Here is a 16,401-nt window from a genome sequence, read left to right on the forward strand (position 1 = left end):
ATGATCTTCTACCCCCTTACCGGTATCCCCGCCGCCGCCAGCGCGGCATGCGCCTCGGCGATGGTCGCCTGGCCGAAGTGGAAGATCGACGCCGCGAGCACCGCCGAGGCATGGCCGTCGCGGATGCCCGCGACCAGATCGTCCAGCCCGCCGACGCCGCCCGAGGCGACCACCGGCACGGTCACCTGGTCGGCGATGGTGCGGATCAGCTCGAGGTCATAGCCATCGCGGGTGCCGTCGCGGTCCATCGAGGTGACGAGCAGCTCGCCTGCGCCCAGCTCGGCGAGGCGCAGCGCATGCTCGACCGCGTCGATGCCGGTGGCGCGGCGGCCGCCATGGGTGAACACCTCCCAGCGCCCGTCGCCGGTCCGCCGCGCGTCGACCGAGGCGACGACGCACTGGCTGCCCATCCGGTCGGCGATCTCCGCCACCACTTCCGGCCGCGACACCGCGGCGCTGTTCACCGCGACCTTGTCGGCGCCGGCCAGCAGCAGCGCGCGGGCATCCTCGACGCTGCGCACGCCGCCGCCGACGGTGAGCGGCATGAAGCACACCTCGGCGGTGCGGCGCACCACGTCGAGGATCGTGCCGCGCGCCTCGTGGCTGGCGGTGATGTCGAGGAAGCACAGCTCGTCGGCGCCCGCGGCGTCATAGGCGCGGGCCTGCTCGACCGGATCGCCGGCGTCGCGCAGCTCGACGAAGTTGACGCCCTTGACGACGCGGCCGTTCGCCACGTCGAGGCAGGGGATGACGCGGGCGCGGACGGTCATCGCCCCGCCTCGATCGCCTCGGCGAGGTCGAGCCGGCCGTCATAGAGCGCGCGGCCCGAGATCACGCCTTCGATGCCGTCGTCGACATGGGTGCGCAGCGCATGGATGTCGTGGATGTCGGTGACGCCGCCGCTGGCGATCACCGGGATCGACACGGCGCGGGCGAGCGCCACGGTCGCCTCGACATTGCAGCCCTTGAGCAGTCCGTCGCGGCCGACATCGGTGAAGAGCAGCGCGGCGACGCCCGCGTCCTCGAAGCGGCGGGCGAGATCGACGACGCTCACGTCCGACACATCGGCCCAGCCATGCGTCGCGACCATGCCGTCGCGGGCGTCCACCGCGACGACGATCTGGCCGGGATGCGCGCGGGCGGCTTCGCGGACGAGGTCCGGGTTCTCCAGCGCGGCGGTGCCGATCACGACGCGGGTCACGCCCATGTCGAGCCAGCGGCTGATCGATTCATGGTTCCGGATGCCGCCGCCGAGCTGCACCTTGCTCGGCGTCCGGGCGAGGATGTTGGCCACCGCGAGGCCATTGACCGATTCGCCCGCGAACGCGCCGTCGAGGTCGACGACGTGCAGCCACTCGGCGCCGGCCTCGGCGAACAGCGCTGCCTGGGCGGCGGGGTCGTCGCCATAGACGGTGGCGCGCGCCATGTCGCCTTCGGCCAGGCGGACGACCTGGCCGGCCTTGAGATCGATGGCGGGGAAGATGTGCAGGGTCATGGGGATCTCAGGGCTTCCAGGCGAGGAATCGTTCGAGCAGCGCGATGCCGTAGCGCTGGCTCTTCTCGGGGTGGAACTGCAGGCCGACGATGTTGTCGCGGCCGATCGCGGCGGTCACCGGGCCGCCATGCTCGGTGGTCGCGAGCACCGCGTCGCCGTCAAACGCGAAGCTGTGGAGGAAATAGGCCTCGCCGCGCTCGATCAGCGGGTGGTCGGCCACCGGCACCACGTCGTTCCAGCCCATGTGCGGGACGCGCAGCTCGGGGCTCGCGGGCAGCTGGCGGACGGTGCCGGGGATCCAGCCAAGCCCGGCATGGCTGCCGAGCTCCTCGCCGGTCGTCGCGAGCAGCTGCATGCCGACGCACACGCCGAGGAACGGCACCGCATCGCGCAGCACGCGGGTCTCCAGCGCCTCGATCATGCCCGGCAGCGCGCGCAGGCCCGAGGCGCAGGCGCCGAACGCGCCGACGCCGGGCAGCACCACCCGATCCGCGCCGAGCACCACCGCCGGGTCCGCCGTCACCGCGATGTCGGCAGCACCCGCCGCCTTCAGCGCATTGTGCACCGAGTGGAGGTTGCCCGCGCCGTAATCGATCAGCGCGACCGTCACTGGCCGAGCGCTTCCAGCCCCGGCGCGAGGATGCTCGGGGCGACTTCGATGAACGCATATTCCGCCGCACCGGCAGTGGCGAAGGGGTCGCCCGCGGCCCAGGCCTGCACTTCTTCGAGCGAGCCGCGCGCCATGAAGAAGCCGCCGGTCACCGGCACCTTGCGGCCCGCGACCAGCAGCCGCCCGTCGGCGACGCCCTGCTTGAGCCAGTCGACATGCGCCGGGCGAAGCGCGTCGATCTCGGAAATGTCCACCTTGTAGGTCAGCAGCACGAGGATCATCACAGCACTCCCTTGGTCGACGGGATGGCATCCGCCTTGCGCGGATCGATCTCCACCGCCTCGCGCAGCGCACGGGCCAGGCCCTTGAACGCGGCTTCGGCGATATGGTGGTTGTTGCTGCCGTACAAAGTCTCGACGTGCAGCGTCAGCCCTGCGGTCTGGGCGAAGCTGTGGAACCAATGCTCGAACATCTCGGTGTCCATCTCGCCGAGCTTCTTCTGCGAGAATTCGGTCTTCCACACGAGATAGGGGCGGCCGGAAATGTCGATCGCGACGCGGGTCAGCGTCTCGTCCATCGGCGAGAGCGCGTCGGCATAGCGGCGGATGCCCTTCTTGTCGCCCAGCGCCTTGGCGATCGCCTCGCCGATCGCCAGCCCGGTGTCCTCCACCGTGTGGTGCTGGTCGATATGGAGGTCGCCCACGGTCTTGACGTCCATGTCGATCAGCGAGTGGCGGCTCAGCTGCTCGAGCATGTGATCGAAGAATCCGATGCCCGTATGGATGGTATAGACGCCGGTGCCGTCGAGGTTGACGGTGACGTCGATCGAGGTTTCGCTGGTCTTCCGGCGGATCGTCGCGGTGCGCATGAGGGTGCACATAACGCTGATAGCGACGCATGCAATCTTGACCCGATATTTTCAGCCGCTACCCAAGGGAGCATGAACGGCACCGTGCCCGATAGTTTGATTCCGTATGACGAGATCGTGCAGGAAGCCCTGCGCGCCGTGGTGGGCCGTGTGCTCGGCTCGGTGGCGCAGTCGGGCGGCCTGCCGGGCGCGCATCATTTCTACATCACCTTCAAGACGCAGGCGCCCGGGGTCGACATCCCGCAGCGGCTGATGGAGCGGTTCCCGGACGAGATGACCATCGTCCTCCAGCACCGCTACTGGGACCTGACGGTGGACGACCGGAAATTCTCGGTGGGGCTCAGCTTCAACCAGATCCCGTCGATCCTGACGATCCCGTTCGCGGCGATCACCGGCTTCCACGATCCGGCGGTGAATTTCGAGCTGCGCTTCCAGGCGACCGAAGGCCCCGAGGGCCCCGAACCGCACGAGCATGACGACGCCGAGAATGACGGCGACGGCCCGGTGGCCAAGCCCGCCGAGGACGGCTCGAACGTCGTGTCGGTGGACTTCAAGCGGAAGAAGTAAGGGCGGGAGCCCATAGCGTTTCCTCCCCCGCCAGGGAGAGGTGGCGCCGAAGGCGACGGAGGGGGGGTGCCGGAACCTCTCGGACCGTCGTGCTTCCTCCCCCTCCGACCCGCTGGCGCGGGCCACCTCCCCCTGGCGGGGAGAGCAATCGCATATGGCCAAGGACTCCCGTCATCCCGGCGGAAGCCGGGATCCATTGGCGCTGATGCCACGGTTCTTTCCCCCAGCGCACAGGGCAATGGATCCCGGCTTCCGCCGGGATGACGATGGTTTTCGATGCACCGATATCCTTCGGGTTCAAATGCGATAGCCCTGCCCTCGAGGGGGAGGATACACTCTGCCCTTGAGCGTCTTCCGACTCCCCTAAATCAGCCCCTTCGCCCTTAGGCTGGCATGGCCTTCGCTGCCGATGATGATGTGGTCGTGCACCACGATGCCGAGCGGCTTGCCCGCCTCGGCCACCCTGCGCGTCACGTCGATGTCGGCGCGGCTCGGGCTCGGGTCGCCCGAGGGGTGGTTGTGGACCAGGATCAGCGCCGCCGAGCCCAGGTGCAGCGCGCGGGCGATCACCTGGCGGACGTAGAGCGGCGCCTCGTCGATCGAGCCTTCGTTCATCAGCTCGTCGCGGATCAGCATGTTGCGGGTGTTGAGGTGTAATACGCGCACCCGCTCGATCGCATGCGGGGCCATATCGGCGCGCAGATAGTCGAGCAGCGCCTGCCAGTTGGCCAGCACCGGCTGTTCGCGCACCCGCGCCTGGAGCAGCCGCAGCGCGGCGGCGTGCACCGCCTTGAGTGCGGCGATCTGGGTGTCCTTGACGCCCTCGATCCGCAGCATCGCCTCGGCATCGGCGGCGAGCAGCCCGGGCAGGCCGCCGAACTCCTTGAGCAGCGTCTTGGCGAGCGGCTTGGTGTCCTTGCGCGGGATGGTCAGCGCCAGCAGATATTCGACCAGTTCGTGATCGAGCAGCGCCTCCGGCCCGCCCTCGAACAGGCGTTTGCGCAGGCGCGCGCGGTGGCCGCTGTTGTCGGGAGCCTCGTCGGACATCGCCGCGACTATGCAGGGACGGGGGAAGCCCTGCAATCCGCCGGAACGAATAGGGCGCCCCTGCATCGCTCGCACGGCAACCTGTTGCACCGCAACGGAGGTAATTGGCGGATTTCTGCGGCTGCGAAGACCGCGCTGGCGCATGATTCGGCAATGAAGCGCAGCATGCTGCAACGGTTGACTCGGTCGATTGGTCTTCCTAAAGCGCCCGTACGTCGCGGCCATCGGCTGGCGATGCTGTTTGTCGCCCGCCCGATGCGCGGCGGCTTTTTCATATCTGGATCGCCGTGCTCGCTTTGTCTGACGACCCTATCCGTTCCGACCTCGACCGTCGCATCGCCGATGCGAAGGCGGCGGTGCGCGAGGGCCAGACGCCGGTGCGCAAGCCCGGAAAGGGCTATAAGCAGGGCTCGCGGGTGCTCGCCGAACTGATCGGCGCACCGCTGGGCGGCGGGGTGATCGGCTTCGCGCTCGATCGCTGGCTGGGAACGAGCCCCTGGGGGCTCCTGATCCTGCTGGTGCTCAGCGTGATCGTGGCGTTTCGCAACATCTACAAGATTTCGAAGGAGCGCGCAGAGTGAGCGCCGGCAAAATCGATCCGATGGAGCAGTTCAAGGTCGAGCCCGTACTGGGCCGGCATATCGACCTGTTCGGCTATGACATCTCCTTCACCAACTCGGCGCTGTTCATGTTCGTGGTCGCCGCGCTGCTGTTCCTCTTCATGGTGGGCGGCCTGCAGCGCAAGCTGATCCCGGGCAAGTGGCAGCTGATGGTGGAAGGCGCGGTCGGGTTCATCGACTCGATGGTCAACGTGAACATCGGCAAGGGCGGCAAGAAGTTCGCGCCGTACATCTTCTCGCTGTTCTTCTTCATCCTGTTCGCCAACCTGGTCGGCGTGCTGCCGCTGGCGGTGCTGCCGGGGCTGCACACCTTCGCGGTGACCAGCCACATCACCGTCACCGCGGTGCTCGCCTTCTTTTCGTTCGGCATCGTCCTCGCGGTCGGCCTGATCAAGCATGGCTTTAAGTTCTTCTCGCTGTTCGTGCCGCACGGCGCGCCGGGTTGGCTGATGCCGGTGATCATTCCGGTCGAGCTCGTCTCGTTCCTGGTGCGTCCGTTCTCGCTGGGCCTGCGACTGTTCGTCGCGATGACCGCCGGGCACATCCTGCTCGAAGTGTTCGGCAGCTTCGTCGTCCAGGGTTTCACCAGCGGCACGCCGCTGGGCGGGCTGGTCGGCGTGCTGAGCTTCGCGATGATCGTCGGCGTGAGCGCGCTTGAGCTGCTGGTCTGCGCGATCCAGGCCTATGTGTTCGCGCTGCTGACCTCGCTGTATCTCCACGACGCGGTGCACCTGCACTAAGTCGATCCGTTTCGAATTATCGTTTTTACCGAATTATCTAGGGAGCTAGAAATGACTGATCTTGGTGCAATGTACATCGGTGCCGGCCTCGCTGCGATCGGTATCGGCCTCGCCGCGCTCGGCGTGGGCAACGTGTTCGGTTCGTTCCTCGAAGGCGCGCTGCGCAACCCGGGTGCGGCGGACGGCCAGCAGGGTCGCCTGTTCATCGGTTTCGCCGCGTCGGAACTGCTGGGCCTGATCGCGTTCGTCGTCGCGATCCTGATCCTCTTCGTCGTCAAGTAAGCAGAACGGAGGCCTCGGCCGATGCCGCAGTTAGATCAGATCCCGGAGATCTACGCCTCGCAGGTCTTCTGGCTCGCGATCGTATTTGCCCTGATCTACTTCGGGATCGGCAAGGCGATGGTCCCGAAGATCGAGCGGACGATGGAAGATCGCTCCGCCCGCATCAGCGGCGACCTCGCGGCAGCCGAAGCGGCGCGCGACGCCGCCAAGGCTGCGGACGAGGCCTATCAGGCGGGGCTGGACGCTGCCCGTGCCGAGGCGCTGCGGGTGACCGCCGGCGCCAAGGCGCAGGCGGCGACCGCCGCCGAAGCCAAGCTCAAGGCCGCCACCGCGGCCGATGAAGCACGGCTGGCCGACGCGACCCGCTCGATCGCCGAGCGCGAGCAGGCGGCGATCGGCGAGATCGAAGCGGCGACCGTCGAGGCCGTCGAGGCGATCGTCGCCCGCGTCTCGGGCGTCGCGGTCGACCGCGCCAGCGTCGAACAGAAGGTAAAGGCGGCGCTTGCCCATGGCTGAACAAGCTCATTCCGTAAACGCCGAGGTCGGTACCGTGGAACTGCACCATGAGCCGGCGGTGTTCGGCGTGATCACCGCGCCCGGCTTCGTGGCGCTGTCCATGCTGGTCGTGGTGGTGATCCTCCTGGTCAACAAGGTGCCGGGCATGATCGGCGCCATGCTCGACAAGCAGATTTCCAAGATCCGCACCCAGCTCGACGAAGCGTCGAAGCTGCGCGCAGAGGCCGAGGCGATGCTCGCCGAGGCCAAGGCCCGCACCGCGTCCGCCGATGCGGACGCCAAGGCGGTGGTCGCCAACTCCCAGGCCGAAGCGGCTGCGATGCAGGCCAAGGCGGAGGCCGATGCGGCCGAGCTGATCGCCCGCCGCACCCGCATGGCCGAGGACAAGATCGCCGCCGCCGAGCGCACCGCGATCCAGTCGATCCGTGCCCGCGCCGCCGATGCCGCCACGACCGCCGCTGCCGCGGTGATCGCGGAAAAGCACGGCGCCGAGGCCGACAAGGCGCTGGTTGACAAGACCATCGCCGGGCTGGGCCGGCTCAACTGAGCTGGCCTGCCACGCCGCCCGTGCTAAGGGCGTGCGATGGCTGAACCCAAATCCTATCGCTGGCTGAGCGCCGGTGCCCTGGTGGCACTGGCGCTCGCTGCGTTTGTGGCCGTGGTCGCGCTGCGCCACGCGTCCGACGACCATAGCCGGGCGACCGATGTGAAGGTCCGCGCGGACCAGGCGATGCAGCGGATCGAAGCCGAGGTCGACCGGCTCGAGAACGAGGCCGCCGCACCCTGATTCTCCCGCGTCGCCTTCCAGCCGATCGCCCGCCGGCAGCTGCTCCCAACTGCCTCCGGTTTCGCGAAAATTACGGATCCATGACGGCGGCTTGCGCAAGTCTCCTATAAGGAAAGTGCGGGGCTTGCCGGGGCAATTCCACGACGATTCAACGGGCTATGGTCACCAGGCCGCAAATGCGGCGGGGGAGGACAGCTGCGCCCTGTGGCGGCGGGAAGGGTTTGGCGGGCGGCCGCACGGGACGTGCAGGTTAGCTTAGGGGCGTTATGCAGAAGATTGTCGAAGGTGCGCGGACGCAGGGCGTCGTCGCGCAGAAGGTTCGTGGTGTCCGCGGCATTCTCGCCGCATCGACCATGCTGGGGATGCCGGTTGCGGCCGCAGCGCTCGGGCTGCTCGCGCCAGCGGCGGCGCAGGCGCAGTCGACGATCCTCGCCGGGGATTACATCAAGGTCGGCATCAACGGCAGCATCGGCTCGCTGGGCTATGATGGCAACACCTCGCCTGGGATCCTGTACGATGGCTCGGGCTCGGGCACGTTCAACACGGCCTATGACTATCTGACGCCGGGCAGCCCGTTCGAAGGGTTCGTGGTCACGGCGAACGGCCTGGCACCGATCGTGAACAACAACGGCCAAGGCGCGGCGTTCACCGGCTCGCTCACCAGCTACAACGGCGTCGCCTATGGCGGCACCACCTATGACCAGCGCGCGGTGTGGACGGGTACCTATGGCAGCCTGTTCACCATCACGAACGACTATTTCTTCAACAAGACCAGCCAGCAGGTCGGCATCCGCACGACCATCACCGCGCTGAGCGACCTGACCGATCTCGCCTTCTCGCGGGCGCTCGATCCCGACGCGGTGGCGGCGGCCGGCGATAGCTCCATGACCAACAATTTCCGCGGGAACGGCACCGTTTCGGTGAACGATCTCGTCTATGCCGAGGCGCTGGTCTCGAAATATGCCATCGGGCTCTACACCAACTCGGCCTATACGCATAACTCGGCGGTGACGGGCTGGACGACCGACACGGCCTCCTATCTCGCCGGCACCGATGTCGGCAACGGCGACAACACGATCGGCCTGGGCTTTAGCCTCGGCTCGCTGCTCGCCGGCAATTCCGCGGTGATCGACTATTCCTACATCTTCGGAACCGACATCGGCAAGGCGCTCGCCAGCGCCGGCGGCGGCCGCGGCAACATCGCGACCGACGTGACCGCGGGCGATGTCGTCGCGGGCAACGTCAACCCGGTGCTCTCGGGCGGCAAGATCACCTTCGGGGCCGATCAGACGCTGGGCAACGACCTGACCATCGATCCCGCCGGCGGCACGATCGACACCACCACCGCCAATGCGACGCTGGCCGGCGTCATTTCGGGCGCGGGCGGCCTCACCAAGACCGGCACCGGCACGCTGACGCTGACCGGCGCGAACAGCTATACCGGCGGGACCACGGTGGCGGCGGGCAGGCTGGTGGGCGACACGGGCTCGCTGACCGGCAGCATCGTCAACGACGGCGCGGTGGAATTCGCGCAGGGAAGCGACGGCAGCTTCGGCGGCGCCGTCACCGGCACCGGCGCGCTGATCAAGAGCGGCACCGGCACGCTGACGCTGACCGGCGCGAACAGCTATACCGGCGGGACCACGGTGGCGGCGGGCAAGCTGGTGGGCGACACGGGCTCGCTGACCGGCAGCATCGTCAACGACGGCGTGGTGGAATTCGCGCAGGGCGGCACCGGCAGCTTCGGCGGCACCGTCACCGGCACCGGCGCGCTGATCAAGAGCGGCACCGGCACGCTGACGCTGACCGGCGCGAACAGCTATACCGGCGGGACCACGGTGGAGGCGGGCAAGCTGGTGGGCGACACCAGCTCGCTGCAAGGCACGATCGTCAACAACGCCACGGTCGAGTTCGCCCAGGCGACTGCCGGTACCTTCGCCGGTACCCTCGCCGGCACCGGCTCGCTGGTGAAGTCGGGGGCGGGCACGCTCACCCTGGCGGGCACCGCGCAGCGCCTGACGCTCGACGTCACCCAGGGCAAGGTCATCGCGACCAGCCAGGCAGCGATCGGCAGCGACGGCGGCGCGATCAAGCTCGAGAACGCCGGCACGCTGGCGGCAGGCGCGAACCTCACCATTACCCAGGCGGTGCTGGTCGGCAACGGCGGCGGGGTGATCGATACCGGCGCGAGCACGGTGCGGCTCACCGGCGGCAGCATGGGCGGCAACTGCCTGATCAAGCAGGGCAGCGGCTTGCTGGTGCTGGCGTCCGACGCGAGCAACGCGATCGGCGCCTGTGTCGAGCAGGGCACGATGAGCTTCGATTCGACCTTCGCCGGCAACGTGTTCGTCGATGCGGTGGGTACCGCGCGCGGCAACGGCACCGTCCAGGGCAACATGCAGGTCTCCGGCACGCTGGCGCCGGGCAATTCGCCGGGCCGTCTGGTCGTGGCGGGCAGCGTCACCCAGGCGGCGGGCAGCACGCTCTCGATCGACGTCGACGGCACCACCGCAGGCGTCGGCGCAGGCCATTACGACACGCTGGTGCTCACCGGCGCGACGAGCGTGTACACCGCCGCCGGCACGCTGGCGCCGAAGCTGCGCGGCATCACCGGCGATGCCACCAACAGCTTCACGCCGACCGTGGGCCAGACGTTCGAGATCGTCACCGCCGAGGGCGGCGTGACCGGCAGCTTCGATGCGCTGACCCAGCCGAGCGCAGGCCTCGCCGCGAACACCCGCTTCGACGTGATCTATGGCAGCAAGGCGATCCTGCTGGCGGTGACGCCGGACAGCTATGCCCGCTACCTCGCCACCGGCGCAGGCTCGAACGCCGTCGCCGCGGCGACCGCGCTCGACGCGGCGCGTCCGGCGGCGGGCGTGCGCACGGCAGGGACCACGGGCGCGCTGTTCGCCAATCTCGCCACGCTGTCGGGCGGCGCGATCGGCACCAGCTTCCAGCAGCTCGCCGGCGGCCTCCATGCCGATGCCATCGAGGCGCAGTTCCAGGCCAACCAAGCGCTGCGCGACACCATGGTCCAGCGCGTCCGCAGCCGCGGCGGCGTGGCTGGCGAAGGCGCCCGCAAGACCGGCCTGTGGGGCGCGTTCAACGCCCAGCGGATCGACGTGGACGCCGACGCCACCGGCAACGGCTATCGCGCCACCAGCTATGGCTACACGCTCGGCGTCGACCATCAGGCGACCAACACCCTCGTGCTCGGCCTCGCCGCCAGCTACAAGGATGTCGACACCCGCGCCACCGCGCTCGGCACCGCCAAGGTCAAGGGCTATGGCGGCGCGCTCTACGCCGTGTGGAACAAGGGCCCGGACTATGTGACCGGCGTGATCGACTTCAATGTCGACGACTATACCGTCCGCCGCAACGTGCAGCTGGGCGGCGGTGTCGAGGCGCTGAAGGGCGACGGCAAGGGCTTCTCCTTCGGCGCGGACATCGAGGCTGGCCACCGCTTCGATCTGGGCGCGCTGGGCGTCACGCCGGTGGCGGGCATCGCCTATGACCGCGTCGAGCGGAACGCGTTCGGCGAGACCGGCGGCAGCGCCGCGCTGCGCTTCGATGGCGAGGGCCGTACCGGCTGGACCGGCCGCGCCGGCGTCCGCGTCGATGGCGCGGTGGGCAGCATGGTCCGTCCGTTCGTCTCGGCGATGGCGGTGCAGCAGCTGGGCGACAACCGTACGTCGCTGCAGGCCCGGCTGGTCGGCGCGCGGATCGATACCCGCTCGGTCTCGGTCGGCGACACCCAGCTCCGCGCCGAAGCGGGCCTGAGCGCCAACCTGACCGGCGGCGTCTCGGTGGACCTGCGCTACCGCTATACCGGCCTCGGCCATGCCGATGCGCATTCGGGCAACGCGGCGATCAGCCTGCGCTTCTGAGCGTCCAGGGGTTGAGAGGGGGAGGGGCCGGTGCGGGGAACGCGCCGGCCCTTTTCCTTTCCTGTTCCTGCGCGTGGCAATCCGCCGCCGCCGCGCCTACATCGGCGGCAATGAACGACCCCAATTCCCCCGAGCGATTCAACGAGGAAAAGGCCACTTTCGCGGTGCGCGGCGCCGAGACGCCCGACCTCGAGGCCGGCGTCGCCGCGATCCGCAACGTGCTGCAGACGCTGCCGATCCGCCCCGGCGTCTACCGCATGCAGGATGCCCGCGGCGACGTGCTGTACGTCGGCAAGGCGCGCGCGCTGAAGAACCGGGTGACCAACTACACCCAGGTCAACCGCCTGTCGAAGCGGCTCCAGCGGATGGTCGCGCAGACCCGCTCGATGACCATCGTTACGACCAACAACGAGGCCGAGGCGCTGCTGCTCGAGGCGCAGCTGATCAAGCGCTACCGGCCGCCCTACAATGTGCTGCTGCGCGACGACAAGTCGTTCCCGTTCATCCTGCTGCGCCAGGACCACGACTTCGCCCGCGTCCAGCTCCATCGCGGCGCTCGGCGCGCCAAGGGCGATTATTTCGGCCCCTTCGCGGGCGCGGGGCAGGTGCGCAAGACGCTCAATGCGCTGCAGAAGCTGTTCCTGCTGCGCAGCTGCACCGACGGCTTCTTCGCCAGCCGCGACCGGCCGTGCCTGCTCTACCAGATCCGCCGCTGCTCGGCGCCCTGCGTCGGCCGGATCGACCAGGACGGCTATGCCGAGCTGGTCAACGACGCGCGCGACTTCCTCCAGGGCAAGTCGACCAAGGTGCAGGCCAAGCTCGGCGAGCAGATGCAGGCCGCGGCCGAGAATCTCGATTTCGAGCTGGCCGCGATCCTGCGCGACCGGCTCAAGGCGCTCACCTTCATCCAGGGCAGCCAGGCGATCAACGCGGAAGGGGTCGGCGATGCCGACATCTTCGCGCAGGCGTGCAAGTCGGGCGTGATCGGCATCGAGGCCTTCTTCATCCGCGGCGGCCAGAATTGGGGCCATCGCAGCTTCTTCCCCAGCCACACCCAGGACGTGCCCGAGGACGAGGTGCTCGCCGCCTTCCTGATGCAGTTCTACGAGGAGGTGCCGCCGGCGCGGAACGTGTTCGTCGATCGCGAGCTGCCCGAGGCGGAACTGCTCGCCGAGGCGATGGGCGAGCGCGCCGGGCACAAGGTGGTGCTGTCGGTACCCCAGCGCGGCACCCGCCGCCGCCTGCTCGACCAGGCCAGGCGCAATGCGGAGGAGGCGCTCGACCGCCGCCTCGCCGAGAGCACCACCCAGACCAAGCTGCTCCGCGAGATGGCCGACCTGTTCGACCTGCCCGAGCCGCCGAACCGCATCGAGGTGTACGACAACAGCCATATCCAGGGCACCAATGCGGTGGGCGCGATGATCGTCGCGGGGCCGGAGGGCTTCCGCAAGAGCCAGTATCGCAAGTTCAACATCAAGCGCCCCGAGACCATCGCCGGCGACGATTACGGGATGATGCGCGAGGTGCTCAGCCGCCGCTTCGCCCGCGCGCAGGACGAGGACCCCGATCGCAGCCAGGGTGACTGGCCGGACCTGGTGCTGCTCGACGGCGGCCGCGGCCAGCTCAACGCCGCCAAGGCGGTGCTCGAGGAAATGGGCATCGAGGATGTCTGCATGGTCGGCGTCGCCAAGGGTCCGCACCATGGCCGCGACGGCCGCGAGGTGTTCCACCTGATGGACGGCAGCGAGCGGATGCTGCCGGTCAACGCGCCCTTGCTCTTCTACCTCCAGCGGCTGCGCGACGAGGTCCACCGCTTCGTCATCGGCGCGCACCGCGACAAGCGCGCCAAGGCGATCGGCGCGAGCCCGCTCGACGAGGTGCCGGGCATCGGTCCGGCGCGGAAGAAGGCGCTGCTGATGCACTTCGGCACCGCGCGCGCGGTGCGCAACGCCAGCCTGGAGGATCTGCAGAAGGCGCCGGGCGTCTCGGCGGGCGTGGCACAGCAGGTGTACGACTTCTACCACAGCCGATAGCTGCCACGGCTCGTCGTTCGTAACGGGCACTTGAGCGTCGTTCCGCATGCGCTACTGTCTCCCCTCGATTTGAGGGGGAGTTGCATGCCGGGGCGTCGAATGTTGGTGGCCGTGTTGTTGTCCACGGCCGGGGTGGCGCATGCCGGGGACAAGCCGCTCTACCAGCCGGCGCCCGCCTGGGTGCTGCCCGCGCCGGCGGTGGACACCGCCAAGCTCGACGATGCCGCGCCCGTGCTGCAGATCTTCGACCAGCAGCAGCGGCTGGAGGACGGCCAGGTCGCGATCTATTTCGAGAGCGCGATCCGCATCGCCTCGCCGCAGATGCTCACCCAGAGCGGCACGCTGCCGCTGCAATGGGATCCGGCCAAGGGCGACCTGATCGTCCACAAGCTGCAGATCCTGCGCAAGGGCGAGCGGGTGGACCTGCTCGCCAAGGGCACCCGCTTCACCGTGCTCCAGCGCGAGCAGAAGCTGGAGCAGGCGTCGCTCGACGGCATGCTCACCGCCACCGTGGCGCTGGAGGGGCTGCGCGTCGGCGACGTGATCGACATCGCCTTTTCGATCACCCGCAAGGACCCGGTGCTCGGCAAGGAGATGATGAGCGTGGTGCCGATGGTGCCGGCGCCGACCAAGCTCGGCTTCGGCCGCGCGCGCGTGCTGTGGAAGGACGGCGTGCCGCTGGCGTGGCGCGACTATTCGGGCGGGGTGGTCGGATCGGCCGAGCGCAGCAAGGCGGAGGCCAAGCTGATCGCGGGCGGCACGCGCGAACTCACCCTGACGCTGCCCACGCCCAAGCCCGCCGAACTGCCCGACGACGCGCCCGCACGCTACAAGCCGCTGCCGATGGTCGAGCTGAGCAGCTACCCCGACTGGGCGGCGATCTCGCGCGGCATGGCGCCCTATTATCGCAGCGAGGGCGCGATCCCCGCGGGCAGCCCGCTCGCGGGCGAAGTCGCGCGCATCGCCGCTGCGAGCAAGGACCCGCGCACCCGCGCGGCGCTGGCGCTGCGGCTGGTGCAGGATCAGGTCCGCTACCTGTTCCGCGGCATGGACAATGGCAATTACCGGCCCCAGGCGCCGGTTGATACCTGGTCGCTGCGCTATGGCGACTGCAAGGCCAAGACGCTGCTGCTCGTCTCGCTGCTCCGCGCGCTCGACATCGAGGCCGAGCCGGCGCTGGTGAGCAGCGGCCTCGGCGACCTCGTGGAGTCGCGGCTGCCTTCGCCGGGCGCGTTCGACCATGTCATCGTCCGCGCGAGCATCGCGGGGAAGACGCTGTGGCTGGACGGCACCCAGGGCGGCTCGCGCGCCGAGGATCTCGACGACGTGCCGCCGTTCAAGACCGCGCTGCCGATCCGCGCCGCCGGGGCCGGGCTGGAGGCGATGCCGATGCGGCCGCCCGCGCGCCCGGCGCAGCAGGTGTCGGTGACGCTCGACGCCACTGCGGGCATCGCGTTCCCGCAGCTCTACACGATCAGGATCGTCTATAGCGGCGCGATGGCCGAGGCGCTGCGCGGCGCCCGCTCGCAGATCGACAAGGACAAGCTCACCGCCTTCCTCGATCCGCAGATCAGCGCGGTGATCGGCAATCACAGCAGCTATGACCAGAAGATGGAGGACGACGCCGCCAGCGGCACCGTGACGGTCAGCGCGGCGGGCGTCGCCTATCAGGACTGGAATTTCGACCGCGGCCGCTTCCGCGAGACGCTCGATACCACGGCGGCGTCGCTGAACTTCGCCCCCAACCGGGCGCGGACGGCGTGGAAGACGATCCCGGCGACCAGCGGGGCGCTGAGCGACGTCTGGGTCGAGCGCCGCTGGCAGCTGCCCAACGGCGGCACCGGCTTCACGCTGGAGGGCCAGCAGACGCTGCCGGCTGCCGTGGCGGGCATGCAGCTGGCGCGCAAGGTGACGCTGGCCGATGGCTGGCTCTCGCTGCAGGATCGCACCACCACCGGGCTGGCGGAAGTCCCCGCCGCGCAGATCCCGGCGGCGCGTGCCGAGGTGGCGCGGGTCAAGGCGAACCCGCTGCGGCTGGTCGCCCCCGCCGATCTGCCGCCGCGCTGGGCAGCGGTCACCGCCGCCAAGCAGGGCATCCGACTCAAGCCGATCTTCGAGGCCTATGCCAAGGCGATCGCCGCCACCCCCGACGATCCCGACGGCTACACCAACCGCGCCTGGTTCTACGAGACGCTCTACGAGCGCGAGGGGGCGATCGCCGACCTCGGCAAGGCGATCGAGCTCGCGCCTACCGCCGACACCCTGGTGCGCCGCGCCCAGGCCTATTACGCGCTGCGTCAGGACGACAAGGCGCTGGCCGACGTCCAGGCGGCGCTCGAGCTGGAGCCCGATTCGGACGGCGCCACCGGCTTCCTCGCCACGCTCAAGCGCGATCGCGGCCAGCTGGACGAGGCGCGCGCGCTGATCGAGGCGCGGATCGACCAGGGCGGCGAGAAGAAGCTCGGCTGGCAGGTGCAGCTCGCCGATCTCCTCGCCGAGGGGGGGAAGGTCGACGATGCCGTCGCCGTGCTCGACGAGGCGATCGCCGCCGCCCCGCGCAACGCCGCGCTGCTCAATCTGCGCTGCTGGGTCCGCGCGACGCACAATGTCGCGATCCCGCAGGCGCTGCAGGATTGCACCAGCGCGGTCGAGCTGAGCAGCAGCGCCGCCGCGGTCCTCGACAGCCGCGCCATGGTCTATTTCCGCATGGGCAAGCTCGACGCGGCGCAGACCGATCTCGACGCGGCGCTGCAGGGCAACCCCGAGCAGTCCGCCAGCCTCTACATGCGCGGGGTAATCGGCAAGCGGACCAAGGCCAAGGATGCCGACGCCTATCTCGCCGCCGCGCGGATGATCGAGCCGCGGATCGACGAGCAGTTCGGCCGCTACGGGATCAAGCCCTAGGCTTTGCCATTTGTTCACGCGGGCGGGGGTAGGACGGGGGCA

General features: G+C 69.1%; 16 protein-coding genes. 10 read left to right on the forward strand and 6 right to left on the reverse strand.

All coding sequences use genetic code 11. From position 1 onward, the window contains the following. Window positions 1-8 precede the first annotated feature (8 nt). The 5 genes from hisF to hisB are packed head-to-tail and all read right to left on the reverse strand — an operon-like array spanning window position 9 to window position 2,973. Entirely contained in the window at window positions 9-770 is a 762-nt protein-coding gene (gene hisF / locus GGR89_RS03660) for an imidazole glycerol phosphate synthase subunit HisF (RefSeq protein WP_125974082.1), read from the reverse strand. Then, the gene (gene hisA, locus GGR89_RS03665) at window positions 767-1,495 is read right to left on the reverse strand and encodes a 1-(5-phosphoribosyl)-5-[(5-phosphoribosylamino)methylideneamino]imidazole-4-carboxamide isomerase (protein ID WP_125974080.1); all 729 of its coding nucleotides are present in this window, start codon (window positions 1,493-1,495) and stop codon (window positions 767-769) included. Before hisA ends, hisF begins: the two co-directional genes overlap by 4 nt. Before the next feature lie 7 nt (window positions 1,496-1,502). Beyond that, window positions 1,503-2,105, reverse strand: a complete 603-nt coding sequence (gene hisH / locus GGR89_RS03670) for an imidazole glycerol phosphate synthase subunit HisH (protein WP_125974078.1) — start codon at window positions 2,103-2,105, stop codon at window positions 1,503-1,505. Next, a complete protein-coding gene (locus GGR89_RS03675) occupies window positions 2,102-2,386 on the reverse strand; it encodes a YciI family protein (RefSeq protein WP_125974076.1) in 285 nt (94 codons plus the stop codon). Before GGR89_RS03675 ends, hisH begins: the two co-directional genes overlap by 4 nt. After that, the gene (gene hisB / locus GGR89_RS03680; RefSeq protein WP_116470859.1) at window positions 2,386-2,973 is read right to left on the reverse strand and encodes an imidazoleglycerol-phosphate dehydratase HisB; all 588 of its coding nucleotides are present in this window, start codon (window positions 2,971-2,973) and stop codon (window positions 2,386-2,388) included. The genes GGR89_RS03675 and hisB overlap by 1 nt, the downstream gene beginning before the upstream one ends. 72 nt (window positions 2,974-3,045) lie before the next feature. Between hisB and GGR89_RS03685 the strand changes: the two genes are divergently transcribed. Continuing rightward, a complete protein-coding gene (locus GGR89_RS03685; RefSeq protein ID WP_125974074.1) occupies window positions 3,046-3,540 on the forward strand; it encodes an SspB family protein in 495 nt (164 codons plus the stop codon). A gap of 363 nt (window positions 3,541-3,903) precedes the next feature. Here the strand turns inward: GGR89_RS03685 and radC are convergent, their stop codons facing one another. Then, window positions 3,904-4,587: a RadC family protein gene (gene radC, locus GGR89_RS03690; RefSeq protein WP_125974072.1), complete on the reverse strand. Its 684-nt coding sequence runs from the start codon at window positions 4,585-4,587 to the stop codon at window positions 3,904-3,906. 287 nt (window positions 4,588-4,874) lie between these two features. Between radC and GGR89_RS03695 the strand changes: the two genes are divergently transcribed. The 9 genes from GGR89_RS03695 to GGR89_RS03735 all read left to right on the forward strand — a co-directional run bounded on the left by GGR89_RS03695 (window position 4,875) and on the right by GGR89_RS03735 (window position 16,359). Then, window positions 4,875-5,168, forward strand: coding sequence for an AtpZ/AtpI family protein (locus tag GGR89_RS03695; RefSeq protein WP_425338738.1), 294 nt, complete (start codon window positions 4,875-4,877; stop codon window positions 5,166-5,168). A 20-nt stretch (window positions 5,169-5,188) separates the two neighbouring features. Then, window positions 5,189-5,947: a F0F1 ATP synthase subunit A gene (locus GGR89_RS03700; protein WP_206431199.1), complete on the forward strand. Its 759-nt coding sequence runs from the start codon at window positions 5,189-5,191 to the stop codon at window positions 5,945-5,947. Between the two features lie 69 nt (window positions 5,948-6,016). Continuing rightward, window positions 6,017-6,229 (forward strand): F0F1 ATP synthase subunit C, encoded by a 213-nt coding sequence (locus GGR89_RS03705; protein WP_010544368.1) that lies wholly within the window; start codon window positions 6,017-6,019, stop codon window positions 6,227-6,229. Between the two features lie 21 nt (window positions 6,230-6,250). Continuing rightward, window positions 6,251-6,745: a F0F1 ATP synthase subunit B family protein gene (locus tag GGR89_RS03710; protein ID WP_125974067.1), complete on the forward strand. Its 495-nt coding sequence runs from the start codon at window positions 6,251-6,253 to the stop codon at window positions 6,743-6,745. Further along, a complete protein-coding gene (locus GGR89_RS03715; protein ID WP_125974065.1) occupies window positions 6,738-7,292 on the forward strand; it encodes a F0F1 ATP synthase subunit B family protein in 555 nt (184 codons plus the stop codon). The genes GGR89_RS03710 and GGR89_RS03715 overlap by 8 nt, the downstream gene beginning before the upstream one ends. Before the next feature lie 36 nt (window positions 7,293-7,328). Further along, window positions 7,329-7,532: a hypothetical protein gene (locus GGR89_RS03720; protein ID WP_125974063.1), complete on the forward strand. Its 204-nt coding sequence runs from the start codon at window positions 7,329-7,331 to the stop codon at window positions 7,530-7,532. A 266-nt stretch (window positions 7,533-7,798) separates the two neighbouring features. Next, window positions 7,799-11,422, forward strand: a complete 3,624-nt coding sequence (locus GGR89_RS03725; protein WP_167712757.1) for an autotransporter outer membrane beta-barrel domain-containing protein — start codon at window positions 7,799-7,801, stop codon at window positions 11,420-11,422. A 110-nt stretch (window positions 11,423-11,532) separates the two neighbouring features. Continuing rightward, window positions 11,533-13,455 carry an excinuclease ABC subunit UvrC gene (uvrC, locus tag GGR89_RS03730; protein WP_125974059.1) on the forward strand — a complete coding sequence of 641 codons (1,923 nt, stop codon included), beginning with the start codon at window positions 11,533-11,535 and terminating at the stop codon, window positions 13,453-13,455. Window positions 13,456-13,560: 105 nt separating this feature from the next. Then, window positions 13,561-16,359 carry a DUF3857 domain-containing protein gene (locus GGR89_RS03735; RefSeq protein ID WP_425338739.1) on the forward strand — a complete coding sequence of 933 codons (2,799 nt, stop codon included), beginning with the start codon at window positions 13,561-13,563 and terminating at the stop codon, window positions 16,357-16,359. Window positions 16,360-16,401: the final 42 nt, after the last annotated feature.

The organism is Sphingomonas trueperi (assembly GCF_011927635.1).
In the GTDB taxonomy this organism is placed as follows: domain Bacteria; phylum Pseudomonadota; class Alphaproteobacteria; order Sphingomonadales; family Sphingomonadaceae; genus Sphingomonas; species Sphingomonas trueperi.

What these genes read in the sequence shown, in the direction of transcription:
- hisF (WP_125974082.1), bottom strand. Translation starts at nt 770, where the DNA reads ATGACCGTCCGCGCCCGCGTCATCCCCTGCCTCGACGTGGCGAACGGC.
- hisA (WP_125974080.1), bottom strand. Translation starts at nt 1,495, where the DNA reads ATGACCCTGCACATCTTCCCCGCCATCGATCTCAAGGCCGGCCAGGTC.
- GGR89_RS03675 (WP_125974076.1), bottom strand. Translation starts at nt 2,386, where the DNA reads ATGATCCTCGTGCTGCTGACCTACAAGGTGGACATTTCCGAGATCGAC.
- hisB (WP_116470859.1), bottom strand. Translation starts at nt 2,973, where the DNA reads ATGCGCACCGCGACGATCCGCCGGAAGACCAGCGAAACCTCGATCGAC.
- GGR89_RS03685 (WP_125974074.1), top strand. Translation starts at nt 3,046, where the DNA reads ATGAACGGCACCGTGCCCGATAGTTTGATTCCGTATGACGAGATCGTG.
- radC (WP_125974072.1), bottom strand. Translation starts at nt 4,587, where the DNA reads ATGTCCGACGAGGCTCCCGACAACAGCGGCCACCGCGCGCGCCTGCGC.
- GGR89_RS03700 (WP_206431199.1), top strand. Translation starts at nt 5,189, where the DNA reads ATGGAGCAGTTCAAGGTCGAGCCCGTACTGGGCCGGCATATCGACCTG.
- GGR89_RS03705 (WP_010544368.1), top strand. Translation starts at nt 6,017, where the DNA reads ATGTACATCGGTGCCGGCCTCGCTGCGATCGGTATCGGCCTCGCCGCG.
- GGR89_RS03710 (WP_125974067.1), top strand. Translation starts at nt 6,251, where the DNA reads ATGCCGCAGTTAGATCAGATCCCGGAGATCTACGCCTCGCAGGTCTTC.
- GGR89_RS03715 (WP_125974065.1), top strand. Translation starts at nt 6,738, where the DNA reads ATGGCTGAACAAGCTCATTCCGTAAACGCCGAGGTCGGTACCGTGGAA.
- GGR89_RS03720 (WP_125974063.1), top strand. Translation starts at nt 7,329, where the DNA reads ATGGCTGAACCCAAATCCTATCGCTGGCTGAGCGCCGGTGCCCTGGTG.
- GGR89_RS03725 (WP_167712757.1), top strand. Translation starts at nt 7,799, where the DNA reads ATGCAGAAGATTGTCGAAGGTGCGCGGACGCAGGGCGTCGTCGCGCAG.
- uvrC (WP_125974059.1), top strand. Translation starts at nt 11,533, where the DNA reads ATGAACGACCCCAATTCCCCCGAGCGATTCAACGAGGAAAAGGCCACT.